This window comes from Roseateles sp. (assembly GCF_039595595.1).
In the GTDB taxonomy this organism is placed as follows: domain Bacteria; phylum Pseudomonadota; class Gammaproteobacteria; order Burkholderiales; family Burkholderiaceae_C; genus Roseateles.
Window position 1 is genome coordinate 164,714 of record NZ_JBCNLG010000012.1, and the last position, 15,378, is coordinate 180,091.

13 protein-coding genes are annotated in these 15,378 nt (G+C 65.3%); 4 read left to right on the forward strand and 9 right to left on the reverse strand.

Going from position 1 to position 15,378, the window contains the following annotated elements; all coding sequences use genetic code 11:
- The first annotated feature begins 41 nt into the window (after positions 1–41).
- Positions 42–452, forward strand: a complete 411-nt coding sequence (locus ABDW61_RS15955; protein WP_343640020.1) for a hypothetical protein — start codon at positions 42–44, stop codon at positions 450–452.
- Between the two features lie 411 nt (positions 453–863).
- Here ABDW61_RS15955 and ABDW61_RS15960 read toward each other — a convergent pair whose 3' ends face one another.
- Positions 864–1,508 carry a TetR/AcrR family transcriptional regulator gene (locus ABDW61_RS15960; protein ID WP_343640021.1) on the reverse strand — a complete coding sequence of 215 codons (645 nt, stop codon included), beginning with the start codon at positions 1,506–1,508 and terminating at the stop codon, positions 864–866.
- Positions 1,509–1,688: 180 nt separating this feature from the next.
- On the opposite strand from ABDW61_RS15960, the gene ABDW61_RS15965 reads away from it, so the two are divergent.
- Positions 1,689–4,982, forward strand: a complete 3,294-nt coding sequence (locus tag ABDW61_RS15965) for a di-heme oxidoredictase family protein (protein ID WP_343640022.1) — start codon at positions 1,689–1,691, stop codon at positions 4,980–4,982.
- A 20-nt stretch (positions 4,983–5,002) separates the two neighbouring features.
- On the opposite strand, the gene ABDW61_RS15970 is transcribed toward ABDW61_RS15965, so the two are convergent.
- Together ABDW61_RS15970 and norR are read right to left on the reverse strand one after the other, a co-directional pair.
- Positions 5,003–6,151, reverse strand: a complete 1,149-nt coding sequence (locus ABDW61_RS15970; protein WP_343640024.1) for a PAS domain-containing sensor histidine kinase — start codon at positions 6,149–6,151, stop codon at positions 5,003–5,005.
- A gap of 113 nt (positions 6,152–6,264) precedes the next feature.
- Positions 6,265–7,818, reverse strand: coding sequence for a nitric oxide reductase transcriptional regulator NorR (norR, locus tag ABDW61_RS15975; protein ID WP_343640025.1), 1,554 nt, complete (start codon positions 7,816–7,818; stop codon positions 6,265–6,267).
- 182 nt (positions 7,819–8,000) lie between these two features.
- On the opposite strand from norR, the gene hmpA reads away from it, so the two are divergent.
- Positions 8,001–9,188 carry an NO-inducible flavohemoprotein gene (gene hmpA, locus ABDW61_RS15980; RefSeq protein ID WP_343640027.1) on the forward strand — a complete coding sequence of 396 codons (1,188 nt, stop codon included), beginning with the start codon at positions 8,001–8,003 and terminating at the stop codon, positions 9,186–9,188.
- 144 nt (positions 9,189–9,332) lie between these two features.
- Positions 9,333–10,166, forward strand: coding sequence for an enoyl-CoA hydratase-related protein (locus tag ABDW61_RS15985; RefSeq protein WP_343640029.1), 834 nt, complete (start codon positions 9,333–9,335; stop codon positions 10,164–10,166).
- 815 nt (positions 10,167–10,981) lie between these two features.
- On the opposite strand, the gene ABDW61_RS15990 is transcribed toward ABDW61_RS15985, so the two are convergent.
- The 6 genes from ABDW61_RS15990 to ABDW61_RS16015 form a co-directional block, all read right to left on the reverse strand.
- Positions 10,982–11,212 carry a hypothetical protein gene (locus tag ABDW61_RS15990; protein WP_343640030.1) on the reverse strand — a complete coding sequence of 77 codons (231 nt, stop codon included), beginning with the start codon at positions 11,210–11,212 and terminating at the stop codon, positions 10,982–10,984.
- A 90-nt stretch (positions 11,213–11,302) separates the two neighbouring features.
- The gene (locus ABDW61_RS15995; RefSeq protein ID WP_343640031.1) at positions 11,303–12,346 is read right to left on the reverse strand and encodes a hypothetical protein; all 1,044 of its coding nucleotides are present in this window, start codon (positions 12,344–12,346) and stop codon (positions 11,303–11,305) included.
- Positions 12,347–12,351: 5 nt separating this feature from the next.
- A complete protein-coding gene (locus ABDW61_RS16000) occupies positions 12,352–12,756 on the reverse strand; it encodes a hypothetical protein (RefSeq protein ID WP_343640032.1) in 405 nt (134 codons plus the stop codon).
- A gap of 179 nt (positions 12,757–12,935) precedes the next feature.
- Positions 12,936–13,118, reverse strand: coding sequence for a hypothetical protein (locus tag ABDW61_RS16005; protein WP_343640033.1), 183 nt, complete (start codon positions 13,116–13,118; stop codon positions 12,936–12,938).
- A gap of 108 nt (positions 13,119–13,226) precedes the next feature.
- On the reverse strand, positions 13,227–13,493 hold the full coding sequence (locus tag ABDW61_RS16010) for a hypothetical protein (protein WP_343640034.1): 267 nt from the start codon (positions 13,491–13,493) through the stop codon (positions 13,227–13,229).
- A 62-nt stretch (positions 13,494–13,555) separates the two neighbouring features.
- A partial coding sequence (locus tag ABDW61_RS16015) for an RHS repeat-associated core domain-containing protein (protein ID WP_343640036.1) occupies positions 13,556–15,378 on the reverse strand: 1,823 nt, incomplete at its 5' end.

A 15,378-nucleotide genomic window follows, 5' to 3' on the forward strand; every position in this document is an offset into this window, starting at 1 on the left:
CGTATGAAGTAGGCCTGGATGGGTGAGGCCCGCTGGCGCAGGTGCGGGCGCAGGCGCAGGCGCAGGCGCAGGCGCAGGCGCAGGCGCAGGCGCAGGCGCAGGCGCAGGCGCAGGCGCAGGCGCAGGTGCGGGCGCAGGTGCGGGCGCAGGCGCGGGCGCAGGTGCGGGCGCAGGCGCAGGCGCAGGCGCGGGTGCGGGTGCGGGTGCGGGTGCGGGTGCGGGTGCGGGTGCGGGTGCGAGCGCTGGTGCTGGCGCTGGCGCAGGTGCAGGTGCAGCGGGCGGCAAAGGCTCGGTCGCCGCGGGAGGAGGCGCCGGGGCCGGGGCGGGCGCGGGGATCGGATCGCCGGGCAGAGGATCCGGCGTCGTGTCGCGCGGCGTCGGCGTCGCGATGCCATCTGCCGCACTGTTCGCACTGTCCGCGGTGCCTACTACCGGGGTGCCGGCCTCGCTGACCGGGCCGCCACCGCATCCCGGCAGAAGCGGCAGGATCGGGAACAGACCGACGCCCAAGGTCAGCAGGCGCCGCTGTGTATCCGGAGAATCGTCACGGGTCGCGCGTTCCGCCTCGAGCTTGGACATCATGATTTCGGTGGATTTCGTTGATAGGCGTCACGCTAAGGCGCAAGCCCGCGGAGGTCATAACGGCGCGTGATCGCGTGGGAGATCTCGCCAATTGATCACGGAAGTCGATGGCGTGCCTTGGCGCGCATGGGTCAATGCGGCCGTCAGCGCCCGACACGAACCTTGTCCCAAGCCCGGCGCCAAAGCCCGCGCCTCTTCGATCACATAATGCACATTGTGAGCGAGAGTGACCAAGCGGCGCGTGCGCGGCTTCGATCACCCGGTGCGGGCGTCTTTGGCGCTCATCGCTTGAACACCAAGGCATCCATCAGCTTCAGGAACTCCCTCACCGTCTTGGGATCGGTGGCGGCCCGCTCCGTGGTGGCTGCGATGTCGGCGCCCATCATCGCCAGCGTGTTGGCCAGCGAGATCACCGCGTAGAACAGCAGCGCCGGATCTCCCTTCGGCAGATCGCCCGACTTCTGCGCCGCCTTGATCAGCGGCTTCACGCGGCCGAAGTGCGGCCGCAGGAACTCCTGCGCCAGCCAGTCCTGGCGGTCCTCGCATTGGCTTCCTTCGCGCCGCTGCAGCAGGAAACGGTGCAGGTGCGGTTGCTCGATCGAGAACCGGAAGTACGCCACGAATTCCTGCCGCAGCTGATCGATCGCCCGCTCCGGCAGGCTTTGCGCCAGCAGCGCCTCGCGGCCGCGCGCGAGCTCCTCGTAGACCAGCGTCGCCACGGCTTGCCACAGCACCTCCTTGGACTGGAAGTGATAGCAGATCAGCTGATGCGTCAGTCCGCTCTGCTCGGCAATCGCCCGCATGCTGGCGGCCTCGAATCCGCGTTCGGCGAACTCCTTCAGCGCGGTCCGCAGGATCGCCTGCTTGGTGTCCACCGCGCGCTGCTGCTCGCGCCGCCGGGGTGAGGAGGAGTCCGAAGTGCTCATGCCCGCCATCATGCCGTTGCCATCAGCCAGCTCTCTTTGGGCTTGGTGAAGGTTTGGTGAGCATTTGGACACACATTAAAACTTGCCGGGTGGCAAATCAGACGAGGACACTCCGCGCCGCAAGCCCCCTGCATGGGGGACAGACCAATCACACCGGCGCAGGCACGGGAGGGAACCACCATGGCATTGAAGAGATTCGGAACGACGATGGGCAGGGCCGTCGTCCCCGCGTTGCTGGGCAGCGCGCTGCTGGCCGCATGCGGCGGCGGCGGTGGCGCGCAGCAGGACCCGGCGGCGCAGGTTGCGTCGCAGGATGGCGGCAGCGCCGACGCAGCCGCGCGCGCCAAGGCGCAGGCCGGCGACAACGGCAGCGAGACGGCGCTGACGCCCGACGCGGCCACCGCCAGTTCGATGGAGCGCGGCGACCTGAGCGCCGTCAAGGCCATCGACCACGACGACAACAGCCGCTGGGGCTCGGCCTTCAGCGACAACGAATGGCTCACGCTGGACTACGGCAGCAGCGTCGCCATCAATCGTGTGCGCATCCAGTGGGAGAACGCCCACGCCACGCGCTACGCGCTGCAGACGTCCGAGGACAACAAGACCTGGACCACGATCAAGACCATCGACAACAGCGCCGGCGGCACGGAGGACCTCACCGGCCTCGCGGGCCAGGGCCGCTACCTGCGCGTGCAGGGACTGGCGCGCTCGACGGGCTACGGTTACTCGATCTTCGAGATCCAGGCCTTCACCGGCACCCCGGTTCCGCCGACCGATCCGACCACGCCTCCCACCACGCCGCCTGACACGCAGCCGGGTGATATCAGCAAGCCGGGCGTCGCCATCAAGCCGGTGTCGGCGCTGGCCTCCAGTGCCGAGAACGGCGGCCTGGCCGCGGGCAACACCATCGACGGCAACCTGACCTCGCGCTGGGCCAGCAAGCCCGAGGACGGCGCGTGGATCCAGTACGACTTCGGCACCGCGCAGCCGCTGGGCTACATGAAGCTGGTCTGGGAGAACGCCTACGGCAAGGCCTACGCGATCCAGGTCTCCAGCGACGGCAAGGCCTGGACCCAGTTGCGCGAGCAACGCAGCGGCCAGGGCGGCACCGAGGAGTACTTCAACCTCGGCGTCACCACGCGCTTCGTCCGCCTGCAGGGCATCGCCCGCGCGACGCAGTACGGCTACTCGCTCTTCGAGGTCGAGTTCAAGACCACCGGCAGCGACAACAGCATCCCGGCCGCCACCACCACGCCCTTCCCCTCCCCGGCCGATGGCGCGAATCTGACGGCGCTGTTCCAGCCGCAGGCGCCGATCGAGACGATCCAGTTCACGCTGCCCGACGGCACGCTGGTCACGCGTTTCGGCCAGCGTGGCGTGGGCCGTCACGGCCGCGAGCGCGGCGAAGCCTGGAACGAAATCGGCTTCGGTCCCAACGAGACCGTCGATGCGCAGGGCAACCCGGTCGACAAGGGCCCGGGCAACTACATGAACTTCGTCGCCAACTACTTCAGGAACCGCACCTGGGGCGTGGAGTTCATCGACAACAGCCGCGTTGCCGGCGTCACCAAGCCGCGCCTGATCGTCAACCAGTACTTCCCGCAGGCGCAGCGCGGGGGCGGCCATTCCTTCTTCCGCCGCATCGACGATCCCAACGTCACCGGCTACGGCTGGATGTCCCCGGGCCAACTGCTGGACCCGACCACCTACACCGACGGCTTCAAGGACCTGACCTCCTGCCCGGTCGTGCCCAAGCCGCCGCAGAACGCGCTGCTCAAGCCGACCACGGGCTACAAGGGCGTCATCGGCGCCAATGACGGCTGCTCCGTCGTGCTGGACAACATGCCGGGCCACTCGGACCTGGCGCCCAATGCCGATGGCGTGCTGGTGCCCAATGGCGTCAACATCCCGGCGCGGCCGCTCAAGCTGGGCGAGGCGATCGAGTTCACGGGCTCCTTCTTCTCCAGCCGCGCCGCGATGGACGCGATCGGGGACAAGGGCGACTTCCGCTACTACACCTCCGAGGTCATCTACGTCATGGGCAGCGGCCTGCAGCCCTGGTACGGCGTGCAGCCGCGCCTGAACAGCGTGCCGCTGCCGGAGTCGACCTGGTCGGGCGGTCTGGGCTCGGTCTCGTACAACTATTCGGATGAAGGCTTCCGGATGTTCCAGCAGCCCTTCAACAACATCGGCATGCAGAACCTGCAGCGATTCGTCGAAGGCCGCCGCACGGTGCACAGCAGCTTCATCACCGGCGCGCATGCGGAAGCGGGCAACGACCCGATGACCTCGATCCAGAATCTGGCGGGGCCGCGCTTCAGCGCCACGGCTTGCGTGCAGTGCCACACCAACAACGGCCGCAGCCCGGCGCCGTTCGCGGTGGACCAGCGCATGGACCGGATGTCCTTCCACGTCGCGGTCCGTGGCGCCGATGGCGCGGTGCGTCCGGATCCGCGCTATGGCTCGGCGATCCAGATGAATGCGCTCTCCGCCAGCGGCGTGCCGCAGGACTGGGGCAATGGCGTGCGGGTGGTCGGCTTCGAGACGCGCAGCGTCACGCTGGCCGATGGCACCAAGGTCGAGCTGCGCAAGCCCAAGTTCGGCTTCGACGGTCCGGTCCCGCAGCTGTGGTCGGCGCGCGCGGCGCAGCCGATGATCGGTGTCGGCCTGCTGGAGGCGGTGCCCGAGGCGGACATCCTGGCGCGCGTGCGCAATCAGCCGGACGTCGATGGCGTGCTGGGCAAGGCGAACTTCGTCTTCGATCCCGAGACGGGGGCGACGCGCCTGGGCCGTTTCGGCTGGAAGGCCTACAAGGCGAGCGTGCGTCACCAGGCGGCCGCGGCGCTGCTGAACGACATGTCGGTGACCTCGCCGGTGTTCCCGAACCGCAGCTGCGCGACGGACCCGGCGGGGTGCCGCAAGGCGCCGGCGCAGAAGGGCATCCAGGAGGCGGACCTGACGGCGCTGACGCAGTACATGCAGCTGCTGGCGGTACCGGCGCAGCGCAGCCTGGCGAGTGGTTTCCCCAAGGGGGTGATGCCGACGGAGGAGCATCGTGTCGATGCGGTGCAGGTGCAGGCGGGCCGCAAGGTCTTCGATGCGCTGCGTTGCGCGGCGTGCCACACGGCCGAGATGAAGACGGGCAAGAACCATCCGTTCGCCGAGCTGCGTGATCAGACGATCCGTCCCTTCACCGACCTGCTGCTGCACGACATGGGTCCGGCGCTGGCGGACAGTCTGCCGGAGGGACAGGCGCAGGGTGCGATGTGGCGCACTTCGCCGCTGTGGGGCATTGGTTACACGGACAAGGTGCAGGCCTCGACGCCGGTCGGCTATCTGCATGACGGCCGAGCCCGCACGCTGACGGAGGCCATCCTGTGGCATGGCGGCGAAGCCGAGAAGTCTCGCCAGCGCTTCGAGCAACTGCCGAAGTCTGATCGCGACGCCCTGCTCGCCTGGTTGCGCTCGCTGTAACCGCAGGCCCCGACCCGCAGTCAATGACTGCCGGGCGGGCCGGCGCTCAACGGCAGCCTCACGAGGACGGTGCTGCCCTGCCCTGGCCCGCCGCTGCTGGCTGCGGCGCGTCCGCCATGCAAGTCGGCGATGGAGCGCACCAGCGCCAGTCCCAGCCCGAGTCCGCCGCCTGCGCCGCGCGCCTGTTCCGCGCCTTGCGAGAACGGTTCGAACGCGCGTTCCAGGGTTTCGGCGGTCATGCCCATGCCGTTGTCGGTCACGGTCAACACGGCCTCCTCGCCTTCGCGCCGGAGGTCGACGCTGATGCTCCCGCCCCGCTGCGTGAATTTGATGGCGTTGTTCAAGAGGTTGGACACCAGCTGGATGAGCCGGGTGCGATCGCCGGTGAGTCGCAGCGCCTGCTGCGGCAGGTGCGCGCTGAGCAGCTGATCGCGCTCGTCGGCCGCGGGGCGCATGCCTTCGACGGCGTCGCGCACGACCGCGCCGAGTTCGAGCGGGGCCACGGACAGGCGCACCTTCCCGGTCGTCACGCGGCTCACGTCGAGCAGGTCCTCCACCAGCCGGTTGATCTGCCGGACCTGCTTGTTGGCGACTTCCACGCACCACTCGCCGCGGGCGCTCAGGCTCTCTCGGCCGAGCAGCGCCAGCACGTTCATGATCGGCGCCAGCGGATTGCGGATCTCATGCGAGAGCATCGCGATGAACTCGGTCATGCGGCGGCTTTCCTCGACCAGCTCGGCCATGCGCCGCTGCTCGCGTTCGCGTTCCATGCGGGCGGTCAAGTCGCGGGTGACCTTGGCGTAGCCCAGCAGGTTGCCGTCGGAATGGAAGATCGCCGTGATCACCACGTTGGCCCAGAAGGTCGTGCCGTCCTTGCGCACGCGCCAGCCTTCGTCCTCGAAGCGGCCGTCGCGGCGCGCCAGCCGCAGTTCCTCGTCGGGCCAGCCGCGCTCGATGTCGGGCGGGGTGTAGAAGACCGAGAAATGCCGGCCGATCACCTCCTCGGCCGTGTAGCCCTTGATGCGCTGGGCGCCTGCGTTCCACGTGGCGATGCGGCCTGCCGGCGTCAACAGAAAGATCGCGTAGTCCAGCACGCCTTCCACCAGGCGGCGGTAGACCGCATCGCCGGCCTGATGCAGGCGTCGCACGTCGTCGTCTTCGATTCCCAAAGCGGGGTCTCCAATCGCATCCTCGGTTGCGGACTCTGTGGCCCGTCAGCCGGTCATCCCTGTTGTCCCGTCCATCGCAGGCCGCCGGCCCGATCGTCCGGCGCCTCATGCCTTCAAGTCTTCACGCCCAGCCGTTTGGCCAGGCGTTGAAAGTTGCTCCGGTCCATGCCCGCCTCGCGCGCCGCGGCGGCCATCGCACCGCCGTGCCGCTGCAGGGCCTGTTCGATCCACTGGCGCTGGAAGCGCTCGGTGGCTTCGCGCAGGCCCGCGCCCGCCGGCAGGACCGGATGTTCCTCCGGGGGCATTCCGGGTGCCATGGCTGCCCCGTCCGAGGGGGACGGCGCTCGCACGGCCGAGGGCAAGGCCTGACTCGCGGCCGGCGTCAGGGACAACCCGAGGTGCTCCGGCTCGATCGCGATCCAGCGCCCTCCCCGGCCCGCGGCGGCCCGCGCGCGCAGCGCCGCGCGGCTGATGAGGTGCTCGAGCTCGCGCACGTTGCCCGGCCAGTCGTGGGCGAGCAGCGCCTGCGACGCCGCTGGCGACAGGCGCAGGTTGCGCGCGCCCAGGCGATGCTGGTTCTCCTCCAGGAAGCCGCCGGCGAGCGTCAGCACATCGCGGCCGCGCTCGCGCAGCGGCGGCACGCGCAGCGGGTAGACGGAGAGCCGGTGATACAGGTCGGCGCGGAAGCGGCCGCGGGCCACCTCCTCGCGCAGATCGCGGTTGGTGGCGGCAAGCACGCGCACGTCGACGCGCTGGACGCGATCGCTGCCGGGGCGTTGCACATCGCCGCTCTGCAGCACGCGCAGCAGCTTGGCCTGCACGGGCAGCGGCAGCTCCCCCACCTCGTCGAGCAGCAGCGTGCCGCCATCGGCCAGTTCGAACTTGCCCGCGCGATCCGCGACGGCGCCGGTGAAGGCGCCGCGCTTGTGGCCGAAGAGCTCGCTGTCGGCGAGCGTCTCGGGCAGCGCGGCGCAATTGATCTGCACCAGCGGCCGGTCGTGGCGTGCCGAGCGCGCATGCAGCCGCTCGGCCACGAGTTCCTTGCCCACGCCGGTCTCGCCGAGGATCAGCACGGTGAGGTCGGAGCCGGCGACGGTATCGATCTCCTGGCGCAGCCGGACCATCGCGGCGCTGCGGCCGAGCAGCTCGCGCGTGCCGCCGCGCTGGCTGGCGCGGGCGAGCGCCTGTTCCTGCTCGGCGCGGCGGGCCATCGCGGCGATGGTTTCCTCGGCCGCGATGCCGGCTTCGAGCATGCGCACCACGCTCGCGAGGCGTTGCGGATCGACGCCGTCGAAGGCGTCCGGATCGAGCGCGTCCAGCGTCACCAGTCCCCAGATGCGGCCGTCGACGCGCAGCGGCGCGCCCATGCAGTCGTGCACGGCCTGGAGCTCCTGCTGATGCTCGAGCAGTCCGTCGTAGGGATCCGGAAGGCCGGCATCGGATGCGAAGCGCAGGCCATTGCCGCTTTGCAGCAAGCGGGCGAGACGCGGGTGCGCGGAAGCCGGAAAGCGCCGCCCGAGCGCCTCTTCCGAGAGTCCGTCGACGGCGACCGGCTGCAGCACCGGCGACCCTTCATCGGGCAGCAGGCGCAGCAGCGCGGCGGCGTCGCAGGGCACCAGGCCGCGCACGGCGGCAAGCAGTTGGCGGTAGCGGGAGTCCATGGTCAATCCAACCTGGATGCGGTCAATTCGACAGCGGCGCAGTGTCGGTCATTTTGACCCATCCCGAGTCGATGGATCGCGCGAGTCCTTGACGATCAAGGGGTTACGGCGGGCGGCGGCGTCTTGCAACGCTGGCACGAATCGTGATTGGAAGAGGTCATCTCAACGAGACCGGAGTTCCAGATCTCATGTTTTCGCCTCAGACCATTGCCCTGATCCAGGCCACGGTGCCGCTGCTGCAATCGCGCGGCGAGGAGATCACGCGTCATTTCTACCGCGTGATGCTGTCCGAGCACCCGGAGCTGAACGCCTTCTTCAACCAGGCGCATCAGGCGCAAGGCACGCAGGCCCGCGCGCTGGCGGGTGCGGTGCTCGCGTATGCGAGTCACATCGACCGGGTGCATGAACTGGCCCCTGCCCTGCCCCGCATCATCCAGAAGCATGTCGCGCTGGGCGTGCAGCCGGAGCATTACCCCATCGTTGGCCAATGCCTGCTGCGCGCGATCCGCGAGGTGCTGGGCGCGGATGTCGCCACCGACGAGATCCTCGGCGCCTGGGCCGAGGCCTATGGCGCGCTGGCCAAGCTGCTGATCGACGCCGAGGAGCAGGTCTATGCCGCGACCGCGGCGCGGCGTGGCGGCTGGCGCGGTCAGCGCGAGATGGTGGTCGCGCGCAAAGAGCGCGAGAGCGAGCTGATCACTTCGTTCTACCTGGAGCCCAAGGACGGCGGGCCGCTGCCGGTGTTCCTGCCGGGGCAATACCTGACGCTGGTGCTGGACATCGAAGGCCGCACGGTGCGCCGCAACTACTCGCTGTCGGATGCGCCGGGCAAGCCCTGGTTCCGCGTCAGCATCAAGCGCGAGGAAGGCGGGCTGGTGTCCAACTGGATGCACGACCACGTCGAGGCCGGCGCGACGATCCAGGTGCAGGCGCCCGCGGGCGAGTTCACGCTGGACGGCTCGTCGACGCGGCCGCTGGTGCTGGTCACGGGCGGTGTGGGCATCACGCCGGCGATGTCGATGCTGGAGTCGGCGGCGGCCAGCGGACGGCCGATCCGCTTCATCCATGCGGCGCGTCACGGCGGCGTGCATGCGTTCCGGGAGCGCGTGGACCTGCTGGCCGCGGCGCACGACAACGTCGAGACGATGTACGTCTACGACGCGCCGCGCGAGGGCGACGACCCGCATGAAATCGGCCTCGTGACCGATGCGTTGCTGGCGCGGCACCTGCCGGAGGATCGCGATGTCGACGTGTATCTGCTGGGCCCGAAGCCCTTCATGAAGGCCGTGTACCAGGCGGGCCGCAAGCTGGGCGTGCCGGCGGCGCGGCTGCGCTATGAATTCTTCGGCCCGGCCGAGGAGTTGGTGGGCGCGTGAGCGCGGCGCTCAAGGACCCGTGCGGGATGCCGGGTTCGAGAGCGCTCTCCAATCGCAAGCGGGCGTCGCGTCGATGACGCGGTGCCTGGGGGTCTCCCGCTAGCATGGCCCGTTCCCCATGCATGACAAGCAAAGGAGACCCGCATGGAATGCCTAGCCCTGACCGAAGAGGCCGGCGTCGGCCACCTGGTGCTGAATCGTCCGGAGGCGATGAACACGATGTCGCCGCAGCTGTGGCGCGAGTTGGAATCGGTGCTCGACGAGCTGCATCGCAGCTCGACGCTGCGGGCGCTGGTGATCTCGTCGACGGGCAAGCATTTCTCGGCGGGGATGTCGCTGGACGTGTTCCAGAGCGGCGGGATCCAGCTCGATGACCGCAGCGCGGAAGGCCGCGCGGCGATCGTGGACCTGCTCGCGGACATGCAGCAGGCGTTCAACAAGCTCGACGACCTGCGCGTGCCGACGATCGCGGCGATCCAGGGCGGGTGCATCGGCGGCGCGGTGGATCTGGTCGCGGCGTGCGACATCCGGTATGCGGAGACGGGCGCGTTCTTCTGCATCCAGGAGATCAACATCGGCATGGCGGCGGATCTCGGGACGCTGCAGCGGCTGCCGAAGCTGATACCGCTGGGGGTGGTGAAGGAGCTCGCGTATACGGGGCGGAGGATGCCGGCGGCGCGGGCGCAGGCGGCGGGGCTGGTGAACGAGGTGTTTGGTAGCCAGGCGGAGGCGGTGGAGGCGGCGCTGCAATGCGCCAGGGAGATTGCGCAGAAACCGCCCGTGGCGGTGTGGGGCAGCAAGCAGGCGATTCACTACGCGAGGGATCACGGCGTGAAGGACAGCCTGCAGCAGATGGGATGGTTGCAGGCGGCGATCTGGCAGAACCGGAATCTGATGGAGGCGTTCGCGGCGGCGCAGGCGAAACGGCCGACGGCGTTTCCGGATCTGGCGGGGTTGAGGTATTTCAGGGAGGGGTGATTGCCAGCCTTCGAAATTCAGCCTTTAACTCGTCGGCTGCCAACGCCGCGAGCTCCAGATGAACTGACACGCATAGCGCCTCCTCCGCGAGGGTCAAGCCTGAATATTGTCCGAATCCAAATATAAAACGGCGCAACTCCATTTTCATCGCATTGGGCGCAAGCCAAGCAAAAGGGTCCGTTTCCGGCCTAGCCGAGAACGCCCATATATCAACGGACAATGCGCGCGTTCTGCGAACGCCATTCCTCCAAATCAAACCGCTCAGTCGTATGGGCACGCTTGACGCCTGCCGGACTGGCTCTCGTTCAGGTATTTTGGTGGCGCCGAACTATATGGGAATGCCTCCAACGCACTGCAGGTATCTTTGTCCCCTCGTACCAGCACATTTGATCGGATCAGGCAAACTCCAACCGGTTCACCCGGCCGAGACGGCACCTTCATTCCCGTCAACTGCCCGTTCTCGAATACGCCAATCACGACGGGCTTCCAGCGCCCACCCTCAAACATCCACATGGTTTGGCAGCTCGAATAACTTTCTCCCATCTCTGATTTTCTGGGGAAGATTTTTACGAGCGTCTCATGAACTCCATCTTCACCTGTGTTCTGAGGCGGCGACGGGAGATCACAATTACTTGAAACGGCCCCGTTGAGAACCGTTGCGGCCTACCCGGGGGTGGCAAAGGAAAGAGCGAGGAGAAGCAGAAAATAGCGCTGGCGCGACGCAACAGACCATCGCAACCAAAGTGGCGAGAGTATGAAATCACGCATCGGCGCGTGGTCAGACGGTATGGCTAGGCGTACTTGCTGGCCTCCGCTCATTCCTCGGAGTCCTCGCTTTCCTCGTCATCCGGGTCGATAGCACTGCCCGAGCTAAGCGGCGAGTCTGGAACGCTGTTGATGATCTGCACGACAGCGGGACCTTGCGTGGTTTTCTCTGCCTCCGAGTCCATGCGAGCGCGCAGCTTGCAATACCCGCCTGGGTTTTGGCGAGCCCAAAGCGCATAACGGGAAACTCCCCCGATCAGGTCGAATACCGCGTTGTTCATGTCGCAAAAAAATGCTGTCACGCTGCTTGAGAACGTAGTCAGGCGGAAAGGTGAGCGAGACTGGGGTCAGGGCTATTCTTCGCCAGCATCTTATGGCTTTGTTTTAATACCCCTGCGCACTTTCCAGAGGAAGTAGAACGGATCCTGCTGAAGTTCATCGCGCTTGGCCATGTAGTCCGAGTACTGGCTTGTTGCAAATCCAAATCCACCGACCGACGCGAAGCCAAGAATGGTGCTTGCAATCGCTGGAGTATTAATTGCGGTCAAAGCAAGCGCTACTGAGCTGGCAGCTGCGCCTCCCACCTTAATCCCGTGGACCCGCTGCAAACTCTTCAATTTACGCTCCAAAAGGCTGAGCTTCGGTCTGATTATGTCTGCAACGATTTCATTCGTTGCCAAGCTGGCTTTCGACGCTTCGCGAACAGCGCTGCGAATTGCCGCCCGAAAAGCGATCACTAGATCCTTCTCATTGCTCAACATGGCGTGAAGCTGCTTCAGCGGCACGCCCTTCATAAACGGTAGGGTCACGTCAAAGAGCGCTTGCGTGTCTTTGGCCCCGCCATCGATCTCCAAGGGAAAGGGACGACCGGTGATGCCCTTTGGATCGAGTTGCCAATGGTCCAACGGGGCGCGGCTATCAGCGCCGAGGACATGCCACGCGTTCTCGCGTCTTGTGATTATCGCTCGGCTCGGTTCAAATACCACGCTGCCATCCTCAATGAACGGGGCTAGGGCATTCATTAGTGGGCGCTGCTCCAAACTGGCCGAATAAAGAAAGCAGGGACTCAAAACCGGGTTGTCCCGGTCGATGCCCTCCTCAATTATTTGTTCCTCAGTCAGTGAGAACTTTATTTGCTCACTGCCAAACACCTGGGTGAAGGCGTAATTTTGCGGCAGGTTGACTTTGATCTGCTTGGTGGCGTTGTAAACGATACTCGTGCAGTCGTTCAAGACCAGCGATACCGCTAGAAGCTCTTTTAGGCGATTGTTGTCGTTGCCCACCAAGCGGGCGGTTAATGTGGCTGGATCATTTAGGCGTGCATGTATCGCGCGCGTCTGCAGGATTAGGGCTCGGTAATACTCGTCGGGGCTGACTTTCGCTGCGTCCGCGAGGGCTCGATCCATCTCGTTCATTTCGGTTAGCCTTCGTTGCGCGCCAGCGATGGGACAGCACCAGGATCAAGCAAGTTTCGGGAGCCGCTGCGCATCAGATCCCCGGAGGCCAACGCCGCTCTTGCAATCGCCACTCGGCTTGCGGGCCAAGTTTGAACCGGATGGTAGTAGTGCTCGCCGAGCGTCCATTTCTCATGGCCGCTTCGGCCTTGCAAGCTAATTTGACTTCGACCAGGGCCGTCGTGGGAATAAAGGGGGAGCATCACGCAGCGCTTCGGACCAGCCTCGATGCAGATGGAGAAGTGGTGCCCCGTTACCCACCTATCGCCTGGCCCGGTGGGCTTCGCGCCTAACTCAAGCAACGTCTTGGGATATAGATGAACCACCATGCCGACGGCTAGTTCTCCTGCAAGCATCTTGTCGCGCTGCATGCCATCCTCCCTGTTGTGCGAGCCATGATAGCGAGGAGGGCCTGTGCGTGTTTCCCTGTACTTCAGGGATGGGTGCGCGGGCTAGACTGCGCCGCGCCGTCCCTGGACAACCGCCGAAATCCTCCTGACGCGGTAGCAGCTTCAAGGCGCTGGCTTGTCCAGCGCCTTTTCTTTTGGGATCAGCCCTTGATCTCGAACACGTCCGGGTGCTTCAGGCGCAGTTCCACGAGCCCGTTGTCACGCACGCTGAAGTTGATCTCAACTTCTCGGTTGATATCGGCCTGTCGATAGTTGCTCCAGCCATGTTTTTCACGCGGGTACCAGTTGCTCGGTAAGCGTCCGGCCAACTCACCTTGAACCATTGGGCTGAGGTAGCCAGCATGGTGTCCACCAATGCAATGGACTGACCCCCAGAAGTTGGACAGCCAGTGTCTATGCTTGGGCGCTGGCCCTCATCTGGAATTGGGATCCTAGTTGGCGGTGATCCAATAGGTAACGCACAAACCAACAACCCAAGCAATATTCAATCGTGTGCTCCAGCGCATATGTTTACCGAAACGACGAGCCTTCTCGGAGAGTTCTTCGTCAATGCCATGCAATTCTGCGCCCTTCATTAGTTGTTCAAAGAGCTCGATTTGATACCTATTCATGCCACCCTCGCCGCCAGGTTCTCGCAGATCACTTAACCTATTCTGTACCGCCGCGACTTGCTGGGTAATGGTGCTGAACTGAATCATCAGGATTACGCTATAAATTATACAGGGCAATCCGGCCAATGTCGCAATCAACATGGGGTGTGTCATTTGCTTTCAACCGCCTCCAAAACCCGTTGCTTTATATGACTTCCAGTAGTCCCCTGCCAACCAATTTTATATGTAAGCCCTACCCCAATATTTGGCGGACTCAGCCCGAGAGAAAACCCAGTCGGCCCTCTCCCGGCTACGCCCCATCCCACAGATGCCCCAACAGATCGCGGGCTAGTAGAAGCGGCAGCACTTACTGATGCACCGCCTATTCCCCCAGTGCCGAGAGCGGCGCTTGCCTTGAGGGTTAAACCTTCCATGCTTCCTACTTTAAATTGATCATCGCCGCTTACTTGAAGCAAATACCCAGGCGAGGAACGGATTCCAACATAGAGAGTGCCCAGATCATTGCTTTCATATAGTGAAACCCCGTAGCTGGCCTCAAGGGCTGCGTAGGAAAAAGTGAATTTCACAGACTGTGAGCGCTGAGCAAAATCATTCACGCTCGTATTTGCCAGCTTTGTGGCGGCTGAGATCGCCGCCGCTTTCGCCCCGATTTGTGCATCATTGAAGACGTCGCGAAGTCCCGCCATTGGAGCAACCCATTGGTAGCCAGGCGCATTAGCTCCGGCAGCAAAATCGATAGGAGCGCGGCCGTCGGGATCGATAGCCTTATAGGGATTCGAATATGTATATTCGTAACGTCCGAAGCCGTCCCCCGCTTCGATGGAAGTAGCCTTCGGGTCTATAGACAAGAATCTACCCGCCAGCGAATCGTAGTACCGCTGCTGCATATACACGAGCCCCGAGCGCCCATCCTGGACATGCCCTGTGAACCCGCTGATATACGGCTGATTCGGCGTGAAGCCTTGCGTCACTGCGCCGTAGGGCTCGAACCTCGTGTTCGTGATCGAGCCGCCTCCCGCAACGCCTTGCGACCTAGCGACCGGACTGCCCAGCATGTCCGTGTGCGTGTAGGCAATGCCCGCCACCGTGTCCTGCTCCGCCAGCAGCTTCGTTCCGAGGTAGACGAACTTCGTCTGACTCGTCGGTCCGCCTCCTCCGACGCACTGCTGCCCTTGCAGCGAACCGCCATTCGGGCATCCGTAGATCGGCGATGCCGCCGCAGTATTCGTCGCCGTGCACGTCGAGCCTGACAGCGCCTGCCCCGACGGGCAGCTGTAGTTCGGCGTTGCCGCGACCGTCGTGGTGGTCGAGCTCGTGCACTGCGTGCCCGACAGCGTGAACCCCTGCGAGCAGCTGTACACCGGCGTGGCCGCGCTGCTCACCACGGTCGAGCAGGTCGAGCCCGACAGCGTGTAGCCCGCGTCGCACGCATACACCGGAGATGCGCCTTGCGTCTCCGTGTTCGTCGCCACGCACGAACTGCCCGACACCGCCTGTCCCGCCGGGCAGCTGTAGCTCACCGACGCCGCGCTCGTCGACGTCACCACGCAACTCGATCCCGACACGCTTCCGCCCGACGGGCAGGAATAGCTGCTCAGCGTCGCCGCCACCGTCGACGGCGACACGCAGACTTGGCCGCTCAGCGTGCCGCCACTGGGGCACGAGTAGTTGTAGGCCGGTCCGATGTAGCAGTTGTAGGCGTTGGCACGTCCTGCGGAGGTCAGATTGAAGAAGGCCAATCCCATCCCGATCGCGATGTTCTCGCACACCGTTCTGGGCGGATCCTCGCCGGGCATCACGATGATCGAGCGCATCAGGCACCAGCCCGCCGGCTGCAGCGCGCCCTTGCCCTTGCAATCCGGCGTCGCCGCGGCGGCCTGCTGCGTCGTGCCATTGCACTGCGTGCCGCTGAGCGAGTACCCCGACGGGCAGCTGTACACCGGCGTCGCGCCATAGCTCGATGTCGCGACGC